A 17,153-nucleotide genomic window follows, 5' to 3' on the forward strand; every position below is an offset into this window, starting at 1 on the left:
GGGAGAGTCCTATGAAGAAGCAGAACATCTGGCTTTGGGCCCTGACTGCGGCTGTGGTTTTGCTGGCAGCAGCCCTGGCGGAGACGCAAGGACAGCTGGGGGAACTTCAGACGGCGTATTCCGCGCTCCAACAGGAGGTGGGAGAACTCCGCCTGGACTTGAAAAGCACACAAAACCGCCTCCAGGAGCAGGAGGAGGCGCTGGAACGAGCGGCCGCCCAAACCGCCCCGCAGCCGGAGGAGTCGCTGCTGGAGCGCTATGAGCTGACGCCCCTTCGGCTGGACGCCGCGGCCCATCAGGTGGAGCTTGGGGTGTCCCTGACCCTGACTACGCCGGACCAGTCGGCGGAAGCCACCCTGAATGTCTATCAGGGCGGCGCGGAGCGCAAGCGTCTGGCCCAGGTGGAGCTGACCCGGTCCGGGGATGGAATCTTCTCCGGTCAGGCGGCGGTGCCTGCGGACAGCACCTCACTCCAGATTCTGGTGACGGTCCGGACCGGCGGCGATACGGCCACAGAGCGGCTCTATGAGGGCCGTGCCACCGGATTGTTGCCGATGGCGCTGTCCAGCCGCAGCGGAGAGGCGGCCCTGCAGGAAGGAGAAGCCCGGATTACCGCCGCCGTCCGGCTGCGTGAAAAGGCGGCCGCAGCCTCCGAGCAGACATTCCGCCTGTACCGGAACGGTCAGTTGGAGGAGACCATCCCGGCCGCCTCCGGCCAGGAATCCGGCACCTGGGAGGGCACCGGGACGGTATCCTGCGCCGCCGGGGACCAGCTGGAGGTGCGGTTCTTCTGCGTGGACGGCCTGGGCCTGGGATATGAGTTCCCTGTCCGGACCTGGACGGTAAAGGAGGACCGGCTGGCGCCGGGCTGGCCCGTCACCAACACCCCGGTGCTGGTCTGGCCGTAAACGGGACGGGGCGCTGGCGGAAGAGGCGCAGGACGGCAGGAGATTCCGGCCGCCCCGGAAGGCTTATCCCCGGATACATGAACTGCGGCGCCGCACAGGGGAGTCCGTCAGATCCGTAGACGGCGACCGGAGCAATCCTGCATCAGCGAGAGGCCCAGCCCCAGGCCGATGGCGAAGGCAGCTGTGCCCCAGCGGAGATAGCAGCTGGAGAGGAGATCACAGACCTGGATCTGCATGTCCTGCGGCATGGACATCCGGTCCAGCGCCGCCAGGATTTCCGCCTCATCATAGGGCGCATACTCTTGCATCAGGCTGTCGCCGTAGGTGTCGAACAGAGTTTCCGAAATGCTTGTCATGGGGATTCCTCCTTAATATGTGTTGTTCCGATATCCTTTTTGTGGTATGGTATTTCTTATTTATACGCTAAACGGATTTTATCATGTAATAGCGTGATTATCAAGATGCTTTTCACGTTTTTTCGTGATTTTAGAGCTTTACAAAAGGCGGGGCAAATTTTATGTATGTTACACAAGACATTGCAGACCGCATTAAATGGCGCCTCAAAGAAAAAGGCATCCGCACAAAAGATATGCTGTCTGATTTGAACATGGGAATTAACGCGATATCAGAATTTGCAAAAGGCAAGCAAATGTCCTGTATTGCCCTTGCTCGCATCGCCGACTATCTGGACTGCTCTGTGGATTATCTGCTGGGGCGGACAGACAACCCGGCGGTCAACCGCTGAGTTGCCCTGCCGGATAAAAAGAGCGTTCCCGCCGGGAACCCCGGGCGGCGGAACTGCCAAAGGAGAGCTTATGCGCAACATTGCCCTGAAACTCATGTACAACGGCACCGCCTACCACGGGTGGCAGGTGCAGAAGAACGCGGTCACCGTCTGCGGGACCCTGGAGAAGGCCATTGCTGACATCTGCGGCGGCCCGGTACACCTCACCGGCTGCGGACGCACCGACGCCGGTGTCCACGCGGAGCACTACATCGCCAACTTCCGCACGGAGAGCCGCATTCCCGTGGACCGGCTCCCCTTCGCCGTCAACACCCACACGCCGGAGGACATCGCGGTGAAGGAGGCCTTCGAGGTGGCGGAGGACTTCAACGCCATCGGCTCCTGCATCAAGAAGGAGTACACCTACCGCATCTACAACTCCCGGTTCAAGAACCCATTTTACGTCAACCGGGCCTACTTCTATCCCAAGCACCTGGACGAGGAATTCCTGAACCGGGCAGCGGGGATGTTCGTGGGCACCCACGACTTCGCGGCGGTGCGTTCCGTGGGCACGGAGACGAAGTCCACTGTCCGCACCATCTATTACTGTGACGTGACCCGGAACGGAGATCTGCTGGAATTGAAGGTCTGCGCCAACGGCTTTTTGTATAACATGGTACGGGCCATCACCGGCACCGTGCTGTACGCGGCGGAGGGCAAGTTCACCCCGGAGGACATCCCCGGCATTCTGGAGCGGGGGGACCGCACCGCCGCCGGTCCCACGGTGCCGCCGGGGGGACTGTACCTGACAAGACTTTGGTATGAGGATGAACGGCTCAATGGCTGATACGACGAACGACATCTGGAACGACAACGACGGGGAAGAGGACGAGGCTCCCCGGAAGGGCGGACGGCTGCGCCGCTTTGGGATCTTCTTTCTGGTGCTGGCGGCGGTGCTGGGCGTGGTGCTCGTGGCCGCGTACCGGGACGGCACCGGCTTTGACGCCCTGCGGCGGCTGTGTTCCTACGGCAGCGGAGAGGAGAGCACTGCTGAGGCCCAGTACGACTACGACGCCTCCGACAGCAACCGCTTTGCCGTCCTGGGGGATTCCCTGGTGGTGCTCTCCGACACAAAGCTGCAGGTCCTGGCGCGGGGCGGAGAGGAGATCTGGTCCACATCCGTGCGGATGAGCGCCCCTGCCCTGGAGACGGGCGGCGGCCGGGCTGTGGCTTACGACGTGGGGGGCACAGAGCTGTATGTGGTGGACGAGGGGGGCGAGATCCTCACGCTCACCGCACCGGAGGACGCCCCCTATTTCTCCGCCCGGCTGAATGAAGACGGTTGGCTGGCTGTGACCACAGAACTGCCGGGCTACAAGGGCGGCGTCACCGCTTATAACAGCCAGGGGACGGAGGTGTTTTCACTCACCGCGTCGGACCGGTTTGTCATCGACGCCCGGGTGACAGATGACGATAACACTCTGGCGGTGGTGACCTTAGGCCAGGAGAACAGCGTGTTCGTCAGCAACATGGTACTTTACAGCCTGGAGACGGCAGGAAATGTAGACCCGGCGGCCGACTACGATGTGACCGACGGTCTGGTGGCTGCCGTCGGAGAGCAGGACGGCCAGCTGGTGACGGTGTCCGACACCTGCCTGACCTACGCGTCCCCGGCCGGGGAGGTGCGCGCTACCTACTCCTATGCCGGCAGCTATCTGCGGGAATACGACTTGCACGGGGACGGCTTCACCGCCCTGCTGCTGAACCGGTACAAGTCCGGCGGTGTGGGCCGGTTGGTGACGGTGGACACGGACGGGCAGGAGATCGCCGCCCTGGACGTGAACGAGGAGATCCTCAGCATCTCCGCTGCCGGACGGTATCTGGCGGTGCTGTATATGGACAGCGTGGTGATCTACACAGAGGAGCTGGAGATCTATGCTCAGCTGGAGGGCACGGACTACGCCCGGTCGGTTCTGATGCGCCAGGATGGCTCTGCCCTGCTGCTGGCGGCAGAGAGCGCCCACCTGTTCCTGCCTTGAGTGGGAAACATTGATCTTGGAATTCACAAAACGTTTACGAGCAAAAAGGTAGGCAAGCATGACAACACCTGTTATAATAGACGTGATTATGGCTGTGGTTTTGATCGCTGCGGTCATCTACGGTGCCCACAGGGGCCTTTTCCGGGCCCTGGCGGGATTGGCGGTGGTGATCGTGGCCCTGGTGGGGGCGGCCATCATCGCAAATACCCTGGCCGCCCCGGCGGCCCGTCTGGTGACGCCCCTGATCCGGGAGCAAATCGAGACGAAGGTGGACGAGGCTATGGCCCGGCAGTCCCAGGAGGTCCAGATGCCGGAGGAGGACGTGGACGAGGGCTTCGCCATCGAGGACCTGCTGGCCCTGATGGGACTGGACGAGGACGTGCGGAACTCCCTGGCCAGCCAGACGCAGGAGAAGATCCAGGACACCGGCGTCTCCTTGGTCATGGCCGTGGTGGAGAGTCTGGCCCAGTCCATTCTCTATGCGGCGCTGTTCCTGGTCTCCTTCGTGGGACTGACGATCCTGCTGAAGCTGCTGATCCGGGCTATGGACTTGGTGCTGCAGCTGCCGGGGCTGCACCTGGTCAACGCCCTGGGCGGCGCCGTGATCGGCCTGATCGAGGGGGCCTTGGTGCTGTTTCTGGCCATCTGGGTTCTGCGGCGCTTCGGCGTCTCCTTTGAGACAGACACCGTCTCAGCCACCCATATTTTACGATTTTTTGCGACACACACGCCCCTGAGCGCGCTGTCGCTTCTGCAATGACGAACGGGGCCGTTGCCCCGCCGGCGTCACGATTTCTGGAGGGATTTACACGATGCAGCCGACACTTTGTTCAAGATGCAAGAAGAACGTGGCCGTTGTCTTCATCTCCAAAATGGAGGGGGACAAGACCACCAACGAGGGCCTGTGCCTGAAATGCGCCAAGGAGCTGGGCCTGCCCCAGGTGGACGATATGATGAAGCGCATGGGCATTTCCGACGAGGATCTGGACACGCTCAACAGTGAGATGCTCCAGGCCATGAGCGGCGTGGAGAATATCGAGGACCTGCCCGGCGGCGAGGACGCCGGGGAAGAGGAGGAAGAGGGCAAGACCGCCACCTTCCCCTTCCTGAACCGCCTGTTCTCCGGCGAGGCCGCCAAGGGCGGCGAGAGCGGCGGCCAGGAGGAAAGCGGTGCCCGAAGCCGGGAAAAGGAGCGCAAGGACCCTAAGAACGGCAAGCGCAAATATCTGGAGAACTACTGCATCTCCCTGACGCAGCGGGCCCAGGAGGGAAAGCTGGACCCGGTGATCGGCCGGGAGCAGGAGATCGAGCGGGTGGTGCAGATCCTGAACCGCCGCCAGAAGAACAACCCCTGCCTGATCGGTGAGCCCGGTGTGGGTAAGACCGCCATCGCGGAGGGGCTGGCCCAGCGGATCTCCAAGGGCGACGTGCCCTTCAAGCTGCGGAACAAGGAGGTCTACCTGCTGGATCTGACAGCTCTGGTGGCCGGCACCCAGTTCCGGGGCCAGTTCGAGAGCCGGATGAAGGGCCTTATCGACGAGGTGAAGCGCCTGGGGAACATTATTTTGATGATCGACGAGGTTCACAACATTGTGGGCGCCGGCGACGCCGAGGGCAGCATGAACGCCGCCAACATCCTGAAACCCGCCCTCTCCCGGGGCGAGATCCAGGTGATTGGCGCCACCACCTTCAACGAGTACCGCAAGTCCATCGAGAAGGACACCGCTCTGGAGCGGCGGTTCCAGCCGGTGACGGTGAACGAGCCCTCCATTGAGGACTCTGTGCAGATTCTCCAGGGCCTGGCCCCCAAGTATGAGCAGTACCACGGGGTGAAGATCTCTGAGGGGATCCTGCGTCAGGCGGTGCTGCTCAGTGAGCGGTACATCACCGACCGGTTCCTGCCGGACAAGGCCATCGACCTGATCGACGAGGCCTGTTCCGACCTGAATCTGAAAGACCCGGATATCTCCCGCCGCATGGAGATTCAGCGGGAGCTGGACGACTATGAGAAAGAGCGCACCATGCTGGAGGAGCAGGAGGAGAAGGCCGAGGGCGACTACGCCCGCATGGCGGAGCTGAAGAGCAAGGAACTCCAGCTGAACACAGAGCTGAACAGTCTGCTGGAAAAGGGCGATCCACAGCTCTCCATGGAGAATCTGGCCCATGTTATCGAGCTGTGGACCAAAATCCCGGCGGCCAAGATCCGGGAGCAGGAGTTCCAGCGCCTGAGCCAGCTGGAAGTGCGGCTCAAGAGCCATATCATCGGCCAGGACGAGGCCGTGTCCGCCGTAGCCGCCGCGGTGCGGCGGAACCGGGTGGGCATCTCCCCCAAGCACAAGCCTGTCAGCTTCATCTTTGTGGGGCCCACCGGCGTGGGCAAGACAGAGCTGGTGAAGCAGCTGGCAACAGACCTCTTCAACACGCCGGATGCCTTGATCCGGCTGGATATGTCGGAGTTCATGGAGAAGCACTCCGTCTCCCGTCTGGTGGGCTCCCCTCCGGGCTACGTGGGGTATGACGAGGCGGGCCAGCTGACAGAGAAGATCCGCCGCAAGCCCTACGCCGTGGTCCTCTTCGACGAGATTGAGAAGGCCCATCCCGATGTGCTGAACATCCTTCTCCAGATCCTGGATGACGGCGAGATCACCGACGCCCACGGCCGCAAGGTGAACTTTGAGAATACCATCATCGTCATGACCTCCAACGCCGGCAGCGCCACCAAGGAGGGCACCGTGGGCTTCGGCCGCTCCGTGAACGAGCAGGACGCCGACCGGGCCATGAAGGCGCTCCAGCAGTTCCTGCGGCCGGAGTTCATCAACCGGGTGGACGCAGTCATCACCTTCAACCGCCTCAGCGAGGAGAACTTCCACGGCATCGCACGTATCATGCTGAACGAACTGGTGGGTTCCCTGAAGGAGAAAGGCATCACCTTCACCTACGACGACGCACTGGTGGAGCTTTTGACGAAGAAGTCCTACTCCCTGACCTACGGCGCCCGGAACCTGCGGCGCACCATCCAGAAGGAGCTGGAGGACCCCATGGCCACAAAGATCATCGACAGCTACGAGCATCCCATCACCCAGGTGAAGGCCACGGTGGAGGACGGTGCCATTCGGCTGTACACCCTGTGACCGGAGGAAGAGGAGAGGGAGGACCATGCTGTTTCGGAAGGATATGGATCCCCGCTGTGCCTACTGCCAGCGGGGCCAGCAGATCAACGAGCGGGAGGTGGCCTGCGTCAAGCGGGGCATCGTGGCGGTGGAGCACCACTGCCGGGCATTCAAATACGACCCCTTGAAGCGGGTGCCGCCCCGGCCGGCAGCGCTGGAGACTGAACGGCTGAAAGAGGAAGATTTTTCGCTGTAAGCAGCGTTCAGCACCCGCCTGGAGAAAATCCCCGGGCGGGCGCTGTCACAAATGGGAAGGAGAGGAGACATCATGGAAGTCAAGCGGATCTGCGCGGCGTACTGGAGCGCCACAGGCAACACAGACAAGACGGTGAACACCATCGCGGAGACCCTGGCGGAGAAGCTGGGCGTCCCTCTGGAGCGGAGGAACTTCACACGCCCGTCAGACCGGGCGGAGGATCTGTCTTTTACGGGGAGAGACCTGGTGGTGTTCGGTATGCCCACCTATGCGGGAAAGCTGCCCAACAAGATGCTGCCCTATGTCCAGCAGCAGATCCACGGGAACGGCGCCCTGGCGGTGGGGGTGGTCACCTTCGGCAACCGGTCCTACGACAACTCCCTGGCGGAGCTGTGTGCCGCGCTGGAGGCGGACGGCTTCCACACCGTGGCCGGGGGCGCCTTTGCGTGCCGCCACGCCTTTACGGACGCGCTGGCGGACGGCCGCCCGGACTGGGATGACAAGCGGCAGATGGGGGAGTTCGCGGCCCGCATTGCGGACAAGGTAAAAGACCTGACGGACATCCCTGCTCCGGTGGCCGTGCCGGGCGATGCGGCGGCGCCCTACTACGTGCCCAAGGGCACGGACGGCCAGCCCGTCAAGTTCCTGAAGGCCAAGCCCCAGACGGATTTGGGCAAGTGTACCGACTGCGGCGCCTGCGCCCGCCTGTGTCCCATGGGGGCCATCAATCCCTCCAACGTGGCGGAGGTGCCCGGCACCTGCATCAAGTGCCAGCGGTGTGTCCGCAAGTGCACGAAGCACGCCAAGTACTTTGACGACCCGGCCTTTTTGTCCCACGTGGCCATGCTGGAGCAGAACTTCACAGAGCCCAAGGAGAATGAGGTGTATCTGTGAGGCGGTGGGTTCTTGCCTTTCTGATGGCGGTCACAGCCAACTGGGTTTCTCTGATCTATGCGTTTGGCCCGGTGAGCTGGCTCTTGACGACGATACTGCTTCTGGGGGAGTTCCTCTATTTTAATCTGCGGCCCATTGAGAAGAGCGGTGCGCCTACAAAGCGGATCTGGTATTTGAAAAGCGGCTGCGAATTGCTGCGCCTGTTTTTGATTACAGCTACGGTCACAGTCTTTGTGCAGATGGTATGGCTGTGGTGCCAGATTTCCATGATAACGCCGGAGAACAGCCTTGCCGCTGGAACAGCTGTTGCAGGTGCGGCTTTTGGCGTTCTCTGGGCTGTCTTGCTGGAGGCCATCGTCTTCTGGAACGGCATGATCCGGGTGTATCTCACCTCCGTCCAGCTGGGGCTGAAGCACCGGGTGCTGGCGGCCCTGTGCGGGTGGATCCCAATTCTCAACATCTGGTATCTGCGGAAGATTATCCGCATCACCGCCGACGAGGCGGAGTTCGAGACGGAGAAGTGGGAGCTGGACACCGCCCGGGCGGAGAGCGAGATCTGTAAGACGAAATACCCGATCCTTCTGGTCCACGGGGTGTTCTTCCGGGACTTCCGCTATGTCAACTACTGGGGCCGCATTCCCAAGGAGCTCCAGCGCAACGGCGCAACAGTGTACTACGGACAGCAGCAGTCCGCCGCCGCGGTGGAGGACAGCGGGCGGGAGCTGGCGGACCGTATCCGGCAGATCCTGGCGGAGACCGGCTGTGAGAAGGTGAACATCATTGCCCACTCCAAGGGGGGACTGGACAGCCGGGCCGCCATCGCCCACGCTGGATGTGCCCCCTGTGTGGCCAGCCTCACCACCATCAACACGCCCCACCGGGGCTGCATCTTTGCCGAATATCTGCTGAAGAAGATCCCTGCAGCGGCTCGGCAGAAGATCGCAGATACCTACAACGCCGCCCTGAAGCGGCTGGGGGATGAGGCCCCGGACTTCCTGGCGGCGGTGACAGATCTGACCGCCTCTGCCTGCGAGGCCAGGAACGCGGCTACCCCGGACGCCCCCGGCGTCTTTTACCAGAGCGTCATGTCCTATTGCAGAAAGGCCCAGCACGGCAAGTTCCCTCTGAACATGACCTATCCCATCGTCAAGCACTTTGATGGATTGAACGACGGGCTGGTGGCGGTGGACTCCGCCAAATGGGGCGATCAGTTCACCCTGCTGGAGCCAAGGGGGCACCGGGGCATCTCACACGGGGATGTGGTGGATCTGAATCGGGAGAACATTCCCGGCTTCGACGTCCGGGAGTTCTATGTCTCCCTGGTAGCGGATCTGAAAAACAGAGGCTTTTGAGCGGAAAAAAGCGGAGCGTCACAGGGACGCTCCGCTTTCGTGTTCCGTGGTGTCTTTTATGGTGGGGGCCACCGGTTCCACAAGGGGATCCGCCGCCCCGCCATCCTCTGTGGTGTCATCTGCGGGGGAACAATAGGTTTTGTACAGCGCCACATGGTCATAGATGGCCCGCCAGGAGCTGTAAGCGTCTGCCGTCACACAGATATAGCGTCTGCCGTCCGCTGTTTCGCCGCAGCTGGCGGCGCAGTTGCCGGACTCCACCACATAGCCGGTCTTGGCGCCGGTGACCTCAATGCCGCCGGTATCCTTGTCCTCGATCCGCCGCAGGAACCAATTGGAGAGGATCTGCCCCTCCGGGTGGTCCGCAGTGGGGAGAGTCTCATAGGTCCGGGCACCCAGCACCTCCCGGCACAGGTCGTTGTCCATGGCCGCCTCCAGGATCACCGCCATGTCGGAGACCGTGCACTTGTGGGCCTCGTCATACAGTCCCACGCAGTTGGTGAAGTGGGCGGTGTCCGCGATGCCAAGCTCCTCCAGCTTTTCGTTCATCAGCGCCACGAACGCCTCCTGGGAGCCCGCCACATAAGTGGCCAGCCCCAGTGCCGCGTCCGCACCGGAGGAGAGGATGGTGCCGTAGAACAACTCACGCACCGGGACCGTTTCGTCAACCATCAGCCCCACCACGCTGCACCCGTTGACATAGCAGTAGTCGGTGATGTCGATGGTCATGGTGAAGGTGTCGTCCAGCTCCGCTTCTGTGATGTGCTCAGCGGCCACCAGAACCGTCAGGACCTTCGTCATGGAGGCGGGAGAGATCACAGTATCCGCGTTTTTCTCCGCCAGGACCGTCCGGGTGTCCAGGTCAACCAGGACCGCGCAGCGGCTGGGAAAGTCCTCTCCCAGCTGGATCGTGTCCGGGCCGGACACGGCCCTGGCATAGGGCTCCGGCGCAGGGGCGCTGGCGACGGATGTCACCTGAAAGGGCCGTTCGGCCTTAACCATCTCCGGCGCAGGCTTTTCAATCAGCTGGGCTCCCACGGTCACCAGGCCTACACACAGAACGGCCAGCAGCCCGCAGGGCACCAGACGGCGAAGCAGCCGCCGCCGCTTTTCCCGCTGCTTCTTTCGGCGGGCCTCCGCCCGCTGGGCCCGCCGGGTGGCCCGCTCCTCGTCCGTGATAATGGGCTTGTACTCCTCGTCCATATCGGCGCTCCTATCTGAAAGGCGGGCCTGTCCGGCACCGCCGCAGTCTCGTACTCTTCATTATAACAGATGATGGAAGAAAATGCATCTCCTATTTTCCGGTTTGGCAGAGGGAATTTTATCCATCCGGCTTTTGACCCGTGAAAAACCGCTGTCAGGCCAAGTTGTTTTTGCATAGCCTGAGTGTAAGAACAACACTTGGAGGGGAGCGTATGGCTCAAGTTACCCATTTTTTCGCAGGCGCTAACAGCGGTGACGGCTTCCAGAACCTGTTTTCGGAGATCGTGGACCTGGAAGACACCTATGACCTGATGGTTTTGAAAGGCGGCCCCGGCGTGGGCAAGGCCACCTTCATGCGGGAGATCGGCCGAAGCATGGAGGAGGCCGGCACACCGGTGGAGTACTTATGGTGTTCCGGCGACCCGGATTCCCTGGACGGCGTGGTGCTGCCGGAGCTCCGCTGCGCCGTGGTGGATGGTACGTCGCCTCATGTGGTGGAGCCCCGGTACCCTGCGGCGGTGGACCGGTATGTGGACCTGGGGCGGTTTTACGACCTCACCGCCGCCAAGGCCGCGGCAGAGGAGGTGAAGGCTCATACCCGGGCCTACAAGGCCGCATATATCCGGGCCTATCACCATCTGAAGGCTGCCCGGCAGGTGGAGCTGGATGCAGTGGCGGCGGTGCGGAAGACCTTCGACCGGGAGAAGGCGGACCGCCGGACGGCGGGCATTCTCTCACGGGAGCTGCGCCGCCGGGGCGGTGAGGCGGGGAAGACCACCCGCCGCTTCCTGGGCAGTATTACCCACAAGGGGTACATCTGGCGGTTTGACAGTGTGGACGCCCTGTGCCCCAAGGTCTATGAGCTGGCGGACAGCTGGGAGCTGGCAGGGGAGATGCTTGCCCGGCTGCATCGGGCGGCGGCGGATAACGGCTGGGACACCATCGTCTGCTGCGCGCCGGAGGAGCCGGGGCGGATCGAGCACCTGCTGATCCCCGGACTGGGGCTGGCCTTCGTCACCTCCCGGCCCGGCATGGAGTACGGGCAGAAGCCCTTCCGCCGGGTGCGGCTGGACGCCATGACGGAACCTCAGGGCAAGGCCCGGCTGCGGTTCCAGACCCGGATGGCGGCACTCCTGCGGGAGGAAGGGGCCGCGGCGCTGAAAGACGCCAAAGCCAACCACGATAAGCTGGAGGCAGTCTACAACCCCTATGTGGATTTCGACGGTGTCCGAACCCTGGCGGCGCTGGAGGCGGGGCGGCTTCTCAGCTGGCTGGGTTGAATCAGATCAGGATGCGGGCCCCGGCGGTATACCGCCGGGGCCTTGCCTTATGCGAACAGATGTGCTACAATGCTGGAAGCGAAAACAGGGGCAAGACAGCCCCAGAGGGAACGGGACTATGACCAAGGAAGAAGCACTGAAAACCTATTACGGCTACGACGTCTTCCGGGGCGGCCAGGAGGCGGTCATCGACGCGCTGCTCTCTGGGCGGGATGCGCTGGCCATCATGCCTACCGGGGCGGGGAAGTCCGTCTGCTACCAAATCCCGGCCTTGCTGCTGTCGGGGATCACCCTGGTGGTCTCGCCTCTGGTGTCCCTGATGCGGGACCAGGTGACGCAGCTGGTGCAGATGGGCATCCCGGCGGCGTTTCTCAACAGCTCCCTAACCTTCCGCCAGTATCTGCTGGCCCTGGACCGGGCCAGGGCGGGGCGGTACAAGATCATCTACGTGGCCCCGGAGCGGCTGGAGACCGAGGGCTTCCAGGCCTTTGTGCGGGAGGCAGACATCTCCCTGGTGGCGGTGGACGAGGCCCACTGCATCTCCCAGTGGGGCCAGGATTTCCGGCCCTCCTACCTGAACATCCCCGCCTTTGTGGAGAGCCTGCCCCACCGGCCCCCGGTGGGAGCCTTCACCGCCACCGCCACGCCGGACGTGAAGGCGGACATCCACCGCCTGCTGGACCTGCAGGACCCGCTGGAGCTGACCACCGGCTTTGACCGGGAGAACCTGTATTTTGAGGTCCAGCAGCCTGCGGACAAGCGGGCGGCGCTGCTGGAGCTGGTGAAGGGCCGCCCCGGCAAGTGCGGCATCGTCTACTGTGCCACCCGGAAGAATGTGGAGGAGGTGTGCGACTTCCTCCGCCAGCGGGGGGTAGCCGCCGCCCGGTATCACGCTGGCCTGGCCCCAGAGGAGCGGCAGAGGAACCAGGAGGACTTCCTCTACGACCGGGTGCAGGTGATGGTGGCCACCAACGCCTTCGGCATGGGCATCGACAAGTCCGATGTCCGGTATGTCATCCACTACAATATGCCCAAGGACATGGAGAGCTACTACCAGGAGGCGGGCCGGGCGGGCCGGGACGGGGCGCCCTCCAGCTGCATCCTGTTGTACAGTGGCCAGGATGTGCGGACTAATGAGTTTCTCATCACCCACAGCGAGCCCCGGGAGGACTTGGATCCCCGGACGGCCGAGCAGCTGCGGGAGCGGGACCTGCAGCGGCTGCGGCAGATGACCGGCTACTGCCGGACACGCCGGTGTTTGCGGCAGTATATCCTGCACTACTTCGGCGAGCACGCGCCGGACACTTGCAGCGCCTGCTACAACTGCCTCCATAACTTCGAAGAGGTGGATGTCAGCCGGGACGCCAAGGCCATCGTGGCCTGCATTGCCAAAACCGGACAGCACTTCGGCGTGGGTGTCATCGCGGAGACCCTCTGCGGTGCGGACACGGAGCGGGTGCGGAAGTACCACATGGACCGGGAGGATACCTACGGCGCTTTGGGTCAGCTGACCCAGAAGGAGGTCCAGGAGCGCATCCGCTTCCTGCTGGACCAGGGCGTGCTGGAGCTGAGTCCGGGGCAGTATCCGGTGCTGCGGCTGACGGAGCGGGCGGAGGACGTGATGTACGGCGAATCGACGCTCCAGATGAAGACGCTGCGGGAGGACCGGTCCGCCCCGGCCCGCCGGGCGGCGGCCGGGGAGCTGGAGGGGGATGCGGCGGAGCTGTTCGGCCGCCTCCGGGCCCTGCGGGCCCAGTTGGCCCGGCGGCAGGGAGTCCCCGCCTACGTGGTGTTCTCGGACAAGACCCTGCGGGAGATGGCGATTTCCCGCCCCCGGACCACGACGGAGCTGCGTGCGGTCAGCGGCGTGGGCTCCGCCAAGGCGGAGCGGTACGGCCGGGACTTTCTGACGGTGATCCAGGACTTTCCGTCGTGACGGAGATCAGAAGAGACAACAGGCGCTGCCCCATGCGGGACAGCGCCTGTCTGTGTTTTTTCAGTTCAGAAAATCCTTCAGCTTTTTGCTGCGGCTGGGGTGGCGCAGTTTCCGCAGGGCCTTGGCCTCGATCTGGCGGATGCGCTCCCGGGTAACGTTGAATTCCTTGCCCACTTCCTCCAGGGTGCGGGTGCGGCCGTCCTCGATGCCGAAGCGGAGCTTTAGAACCTTTTCCTCCCGGGGAGTGAGAGTGGAGAGAACATCCATCAGCTGCTCCTTCAGCAGGGTGAAGCTGGCGGCTTCGCTGGGCTCGCTGGCCCCCTCGTCGGGGATGAAGTCGCCCAGGTGGGAGTCCTCCTCCTCACCGATGGGGGTCTCCAGGGAGACGGGCTCCTGGGCAATTTTCAGGATCTCCCGGACCTTCTCCACCGGCATTCCCATCTCCGCGCTGATCTCATTGGGAGACGGATCATGGCCCAGCTCCTGCAGGAGCTGGCGGCTGACCCGAATCACCTTGTTGATGGTCTCCACCATGTGGACAGGGATGCGGATGGTGCGAGCCTGGTCGGCGATGGCCCGGGTGATGGCCTGCCGGATCCACCAGGTAGCGTAGGTGGAGAACTTGTAGCCCTTGGTGTAGTCGAACTTCTCCACCGCCTTGATCAGGCCCAGATTGCCCTCCTGGATCAGATCCAGGAACAGCATGCCCCTGCCCACGTACCGCTTGGCGATGGACACCACCAGGCGGAGGTTGGCCTCCGCCAGCTTCTGCTTGGCGGTCTCACCCTTGGCGTGGGCGGACTTCCAGGCGGAGATCTCCTCCTGGGAGTAGGGGATCTCCTGCCCCTCCTTCCGGAGCCGGTCGATCTCCGCCAGCTTCCGGTCGGCCTCGTTGCCCGCGCCCATGGCCTGGGCCAGGTCGATCTCCTCATCCGGGGACAACAGGGGCACCTTGCCGATCTCTTTCAGATACATACGGACAGGATCGTCGATGGAGAAGCTGTTCACCAGAGTGTTGGGATCCACCAGCTCCTCTTCCTCCACATCGGCGATCTCCTCTGCGGCGGGCTCGTCATCCGGCAGGTCCGCCAACAGGGCATCGTCGGCGCTGATGTCGATGTTCAGCGCCTCCAGGGAGTCGTAGAGCTGATCCATCTGATCGCTCTCCAGATTCAGGTCATCCACCGCGTCCATCAGATCTGCGGAGTCCAACTTGCCCTTCTTCTTACCGCGGGCCAGCAGTTCCCGCAGTTTTTCGTTGTTCATCAGCCAGGAGGCTGCGGGCAGCGCAGCCACCTGCTTGTCGTCCAGCCGGAGGATGCCGGCCTTCCGGGCCTCCTCGTCCGTCATGACGGCGGGGGCCTCCTGGGCCGTCTCCTCCCCCTTTTTCCGGGTGGACTTTTTGGCAGACCTTGCAGCCGGCTCCCTCTCCGCGGCCTTCTCCGCCGCATCTGCGGCCGCCAGGAGCGCGTCTGCCTGTCTCTTCAGCTCCTTGGGGCTCAACTCAAACTCATTTGCCATGCTGCTTTCCTCCAGTACCCTTTTTGTCTTTGTATTTTTCTGTGGCCGCCAGCAGCGGGTCGGCAGTCCCGCCCCCCAGCCGCTTCTCGGCCTCCGTCTGTACGATGCGTATGTAGTCCGCCAGCGCCTGTTGTCCGTTTCGCAGAGACTCCGGCTGCTGGCAGACGCCGGTGAGATGGTTCATCTCCTCCTGGGAGAAGAACTCCGCCTGGGCCGCCAGGGAGGGGACGCGTCCTGCCGCCTTGGCCTGCCACAGCGTGGTAAAGGCACGGCCCAGCAGTGGGGAGGAGAACTGCTCCTCCCGCAGGGGCGGCTCCTCCGGGAACAGGCTCTCGTCCCGGATCAGCAGCCGCAGGATGCCCTCCTCCGCCCGGGCGGAGCGGATGTTGTCGTATCGCAGCTCCCGCTCCTTGGGCTGGAGCTGGACCGCCGGGTTCAGGTCCCGCCGCAGCTCCTGCCGCTTCTCCCGGGAGAGGCGGCGTTTGAAGGCCCGCTGGACCTCCAGCCTCATGGCCTCCGGCGTGATCTTGGCGGTCTCTGCGGCCCGGGTGGTGTAGATCTCCCGCTCTACCGGATTGGCAAGTGCGGCCAGCAGGGCGCTGACCTCCTCACAGTAGGCCACACGGGCCTCGTCACTGGAGAGGTCGTACTTACCCGCCGCCTGGGCCATGCGGAACTCGATGCCGTTCTCACTGCCGGTCAGCAGCGCCTCGAAGGCGTCTTTTCCCTGGAGCTTGATGAAGTCGTCGGCGTCCTGCTTTACCAGTTCGCCATCCTCCGTCCGCCGCCGGGGCAGCTGAAGGACCTTGACCGAAAACTCCGAGTTGTTCAGGATCTCCAGCGCCCGCTCCGTGGCGATCTTGCCGGCGTTGTCATTGTCGTAGCACAGCACCAGCTCCTTCGTGAACCGGCTGAGGAGCCGTGTCTGCTCCACTGTCAAAGCCGTCCCCATGGAGGCCACTGCGTTGTCGAATCCCGCTTGGTGGAGCGTCACCACGTCGATGTTGCCCTCGCAGAGGATGATGTTGGACCGCTTGGATTTCTTGGCCAGATTCAGTCCGTACAGAACCCGCCGTTTGGAGTACACCGGTGTCTCCTGGGAGTTCATGTACTTGGGCTCAGACTTGTCCAGGACCCGGCCGCCGAAGGCCACCACGTCTCCCCGCACATCGATGACAGGAAAGATGAGCCGGTTGCGGAACTTGTCGTACAGGCCGCCGTTCCGGTTCTGCACCGCCAGGCCTGCCTCCAGCAGCTCCGACTTCGTATAGCCCTTCTTCGTCATGGCCAGGATCAGCGCGTCCCAGGCATCCAGAGAGGCTCCCAGACCGAAGTTCACTGCCGTGGCCCTGCGAATTTTCCGCCGGTCCAGATATTCCTGCACCGCCCGCCCCTCCGGCTGTTGGAGCATCTGATAGTAGAACCGGGCCGCGTCCCGGTTCAGGTCCAGCAGACGCTGGCGCCTGCGGCCCGCCTCCCGGTCGCCGTCCTCCTCCGGTACCTCCATCCCCGCCCGTTTGGCCAGAAAGCGCACCGCATCCGGGAAGGAGAGATTCTCCTCCTCCATGATGAAGTTGATAACGCCGCCGCCCCGCTTGCAGCCGAAGCAGTAGTAGATCTGTTTGTCCGGAGAGACGGAGAAGGAGCCGGTCTTCTCACTGTGGAAGGGACACAGACCAAAGAGATTCGCGCCCTTTCGGGTCAGCTGCACATAGCTGCCCACCACGTCCACGATGTCACTCCGGGCCATCAGCTCGTCCAGAAAGCTCTGGGGAAAGGGCATGTCAAGGTCTCCTCCTTTCGGTGAGTGTTGCCAGATTTCCCGAGGGTCATACCCGAAAGCGAGGGCGTACCCAAAACGAGACATTTTAGATATACCCCGTTCTTTTGGGATTTCCTCTTTTTTTGCTGGATTTTTTCAAAAAGTTTT

The 17,153-nt window shown here is 63.0% G+C and carries 15 protein-coding genes; 11 read left to right on the forward strand and 4 right to left on the reverse strand.

Translation table 11 applies throughout. The annotated features are described in order from the left end of the window. Positions 1–11 precede the first annotated feature (11 nt). Positions 12–908, forward strand: coding sequence for a L,D-transpeptidase (locus DN611_RS06020; RefSeq protein WP_021749419.1), 897 nt, complete (start codon positions 12–14; stop codon positions 906–908). Positions 909–1,015: 107 nt separating this feature from the next. Here the strand turns inward: DN611_RS06020 and DN611_RS06025 are convergent, their stop codons facing one another. Beyond that, on the reverse strand, positions 1,016–1,264 hold the full coding sequence (locus tag DN611_RS06025; RefSeq protein WP_025544875.1) for a hypothetical protein: 249 nt from the start codon (positions 1,262–1,264) through the stop codon (positions 1,016–1,018). A 161-nt stretch (positions 1,265–1,425) separates the two neighbouring features. On the opposite strand from DN611_RS06025, the gene DN611_RS06030 reads away from it, so the two are divergent. The 8 genes from DN611_RS06030 (at position 1,426) to DN611_RS06065 (ending at position 9,283) form a co-directional block, all read left to right on the forward strand. Beyond that, positions 1,426–1,653: a helix-turn-helix domain-containing protein gene (locus DN611_RS06030; protein ID WP_021749421.1), complete on the forward strand. Its 228-nt coding sequence runs from the start codon at positions 1,426–1,428 to the stop codon at positions 1,651–1,653. A gap of 70 nt (positions 1,654–1,723) precedes the next feature. Beyond that, on the forward strand, positions 1,724–2,479 hold the full coding sequence (gene truA / locus DN611_RS06035; RefSeq protein WP_119310877.1) for a tRNA pseudouridine(38-40) synthase TruA: 756 nt from the start codon (positions 1,724–1,726) through the stop codon (positions 2,477–2,479). Continuing rightward, a complete protein-coding gene (locus DN611_RS06040; RefSeq protein ID WP_021749423.1) occupies positions 2,472–3,671 on the forward strand; it encodes a DUF5711 family protein in 1,200 nt (399 codons plus the stop codon). The genes truA and DN611_RS06040 overlap by 8 nt, the downstream gene beginning before the upstream one ends. Before the next feature lie 58 nt (positions 3,672–3,729). Further along, the gene (locus DN611_RS06045; RefSeq protein WP_136891709.1) at positions 3,730–4,431 is read left to right on the forward strand and encodes a CvpA family protein; all 702 of its coding nucleotides are present in this window, start codon (positions 3,730–3,732) and stop codon (positions 4,429–4,431) included. A 52-nt stretch (positions 4,432–4,483) separates the two neighbouring features. After that, complete coding sequence (locus DN611_RS06050) at positions 4,484–6,802, forward strand: ATP-dependent Clp protease ATP-binding subunit (RefSeq protein ID WP_119310879.1); 2,319 nt, start codon at positions 4,484–4,486, stop codon at positions 6,800–6,802. A gap of 25 nt (positions 6,803–6,827) precedes the next feature. After that, a complete protein-coding gene (locus tag DN611_RS06055; protein WP_021749426.1) occupies positions 6,828–7,037 on the forward strand; it encodes a hypothetical protein in 210 nt (69 codons plus the stop codon). Between the two features lie 72 nt (positions 7,038–7,109). Beyond that, a complete protein-coding gene (locus DN611_RS06060) occupies positions 7,110–7,931 on the forward strand; it encodes an EFR1 family ferrodoxin (RefSeq protein WP_119310880.1) in 822 nt (273 codons plus the stop codon). Further along, entirely contained in the window at positions 7,928–9,283 is a 1,356-nt protein-coding gene (locus DN611_RS06065; RefSeq protein WP_025545558.1) for an esterase/lipase family protein, read from the forward strand. The genes DN611_RS06060 and DN611_RS06065 overlap by 4 nt, the downstream gene beginning before the upstream one ends. Before the next feature lie 18 nt (positions 9,284–9,301). On the opposite strand, the gene DN611_RS06070 is transcribed toward DN611_RS06065, so the two are convergent. Next, positions 9,302–10,486 carry a D-alanyl-D-alanine carboxypeptidase family protein gene (locus DN611_RS06070; protein ID WP_119310881.1) on the reverse strand — a complete coding sequence of 395 codons (1,185 nt, stop codon included), beginning with the start codon at positions 10,484–10,486 and terminating at the stop codon, positions 9,302–9,304. A gap of 212 nt (positions 10,487–10,698) precedes the next feature. On the opposite strand from DN611_RS06070, the gene DN611_RS06075 reads away from it, so the two are divergent. Together DN611_RS06075 and recQ are read left to right on the forward strand one after the other, a co-directional pair. Next, positions 10,699–11,766 (forward strand): hypothetical protein, encoded by a 1,068-nt coding sequence (locus tag DN611_RS06075; RefSeq protein ID WP_119310882.1) that lies wholly within the window; start codon positions 10,699–10,701, stop codon positions 11,764–11,766. 118 nt (positions 11,767–11,884) lie between these two features. Next, positions 11,885–13,702, forward strand: coding sequence for a DNA helicase RecQ (gene recQ, locus DN611_RS06080; RefSeq protein WP_119310883.1), 1,818 nt, complete (start codon positions 11,885–11,887; stop codon positions 13,700–13,702). 60 nt (positions 13,703–13,762) lie between these two features. Here the strand turns inward: recQ and rpoD are convergent, their stop codons facing one another. Together rpoD and dnaG are read right to left on the reverse strand one after the other, a co-directional pair. Next, complete coding sequence (gene rpoD, locus DN611_RS06085) at positions 13,763–14,968, reverse strand: RNA polymerase sigma factor RpoD (RefSeq protein ID WP_442950797.1); 1,206 nt, start codon at positions 14,966–14,968, stop codon at positions 13,763–13,765. A 244-nt stretch (positions 14,969–15,212) separates the two neighbouring features. Continuing rightward, the gene (dnaG, locus tag DN611_RS06090; protein WP_119310885.1) at positions 15,213–17,006 is read right to left on the reverse strand and encodes a DNA primase; all 1,794 of its coding nucleotides are present in this window, start codon (positions 17,004–17,006) and stop codon (positions 15,213–15,215) included. Positions 17,007–17,153 lie beyond the last annotated feature (147 nt).

The organism is Oscillibacter sp. PEA192, assembly GCF_003574015.1.
GTDB classification, from domain to species: Bacteria; Bacillota; Clostridia; order Oscillospirales; family Oscillospiraceae; genus Oscillibacter; species Oscillibacter welbionis.

Bases quoted from the DNA above. Each gene is read 5' to 3' on its own strand.
- DN611_RS06070 (WP_119310881.1), bottom strand. From the start codon at position 10,486: ATGGACGAGGAGTACAAGCCCATTATCACGGACGAGGAGCGGGCCACC.
- DN611_RS06040 (WP_021749423.1), top strand. From the start codon at position 2,472: ATGGCTGATACGACGAACGACATCTGGAACGACAACGACGGGGAAGAG.
- DN611_RS06030 (WP_021749421.1), top strand. From the start codon at position 1,426: ATGTATGTTACACAAGACATTGCAGACCGCATTAAATGGCGCCTCAAA.
- DN611_RS06025 (WP_025544875.1), bottom strand. From the start codon at position 1,264: ATGACAAGCATTTCGGAAACTCTGTTCGACACCTACGGCGACAGCCTG.
- DN611_RS06045 (WP_136891709.1), top strand. From the start codon at position 3,730: ATGACAACACCTGTTATAATAGACGTGATTATGGCTGTGGTTTTGATC.
- DN611_RS06075 (WP_119310882.1), top strand. From the start codon at position 10,699: ATGGCTCAAGTTACCCATTTTTTCGCAGGCGCTAACAGCGGTGACGGC.
- recQ (WP_119310883.1), top strand. From the start codon at position 11,885: ATGACCAAGGAAGAAGCACTGAAAACCTATTACGGCTACGACGTCTTC.
- truA (WP_119310877.1), top strand. From the start codon at position 1,724: ATGCGCAACATTGCCCTGAAACTCATGTACAACGGCACCGCCTACCAC.
- DN611_RS06050 (WP_119310879.1), top strand. From the start codon at position 4,484: ATGCAGCCGACACTTTGTTCAAGATGCAAGAAGAACGTGGCCGTTGTC.
- DN611_RS06020 (WP_021749419.1), top strand. From the start codon at position 12: ATGAAGAAGCAGAACATCTGGCTTTGGGCCCTGACTGCGGCTGTGGTT.
- dnaG (WP_119310885.1), bottom strand. From the start codon at position 17,006: ATGCCCTTTCCCCAGAGCTTTCTGGACGAGCTGATGGCCCGGAGTGAC.
- rpoD (WP_442950797.1), bottom strand. From the start codon at position 14,968: ATGAACAACGAAAAACTGCGGGAACTGCTGGCCCGCGGTAAGAAGAAG.
- DN611_RS06060 (WP_119310880.1), top strand. From the start codon at position 7,110: ATGGAAGTCAAGCGGATCTGCGCGGCGTACTGGAGCGCCACAGGCAAC.
- DN611_RS06055 (WP_021749426.1), top strand. From the start codon at position 6,828: ATGCTGTTTCGGAAGGATATGGATCCCCGCTGTGCCTACTGCCAGCGG.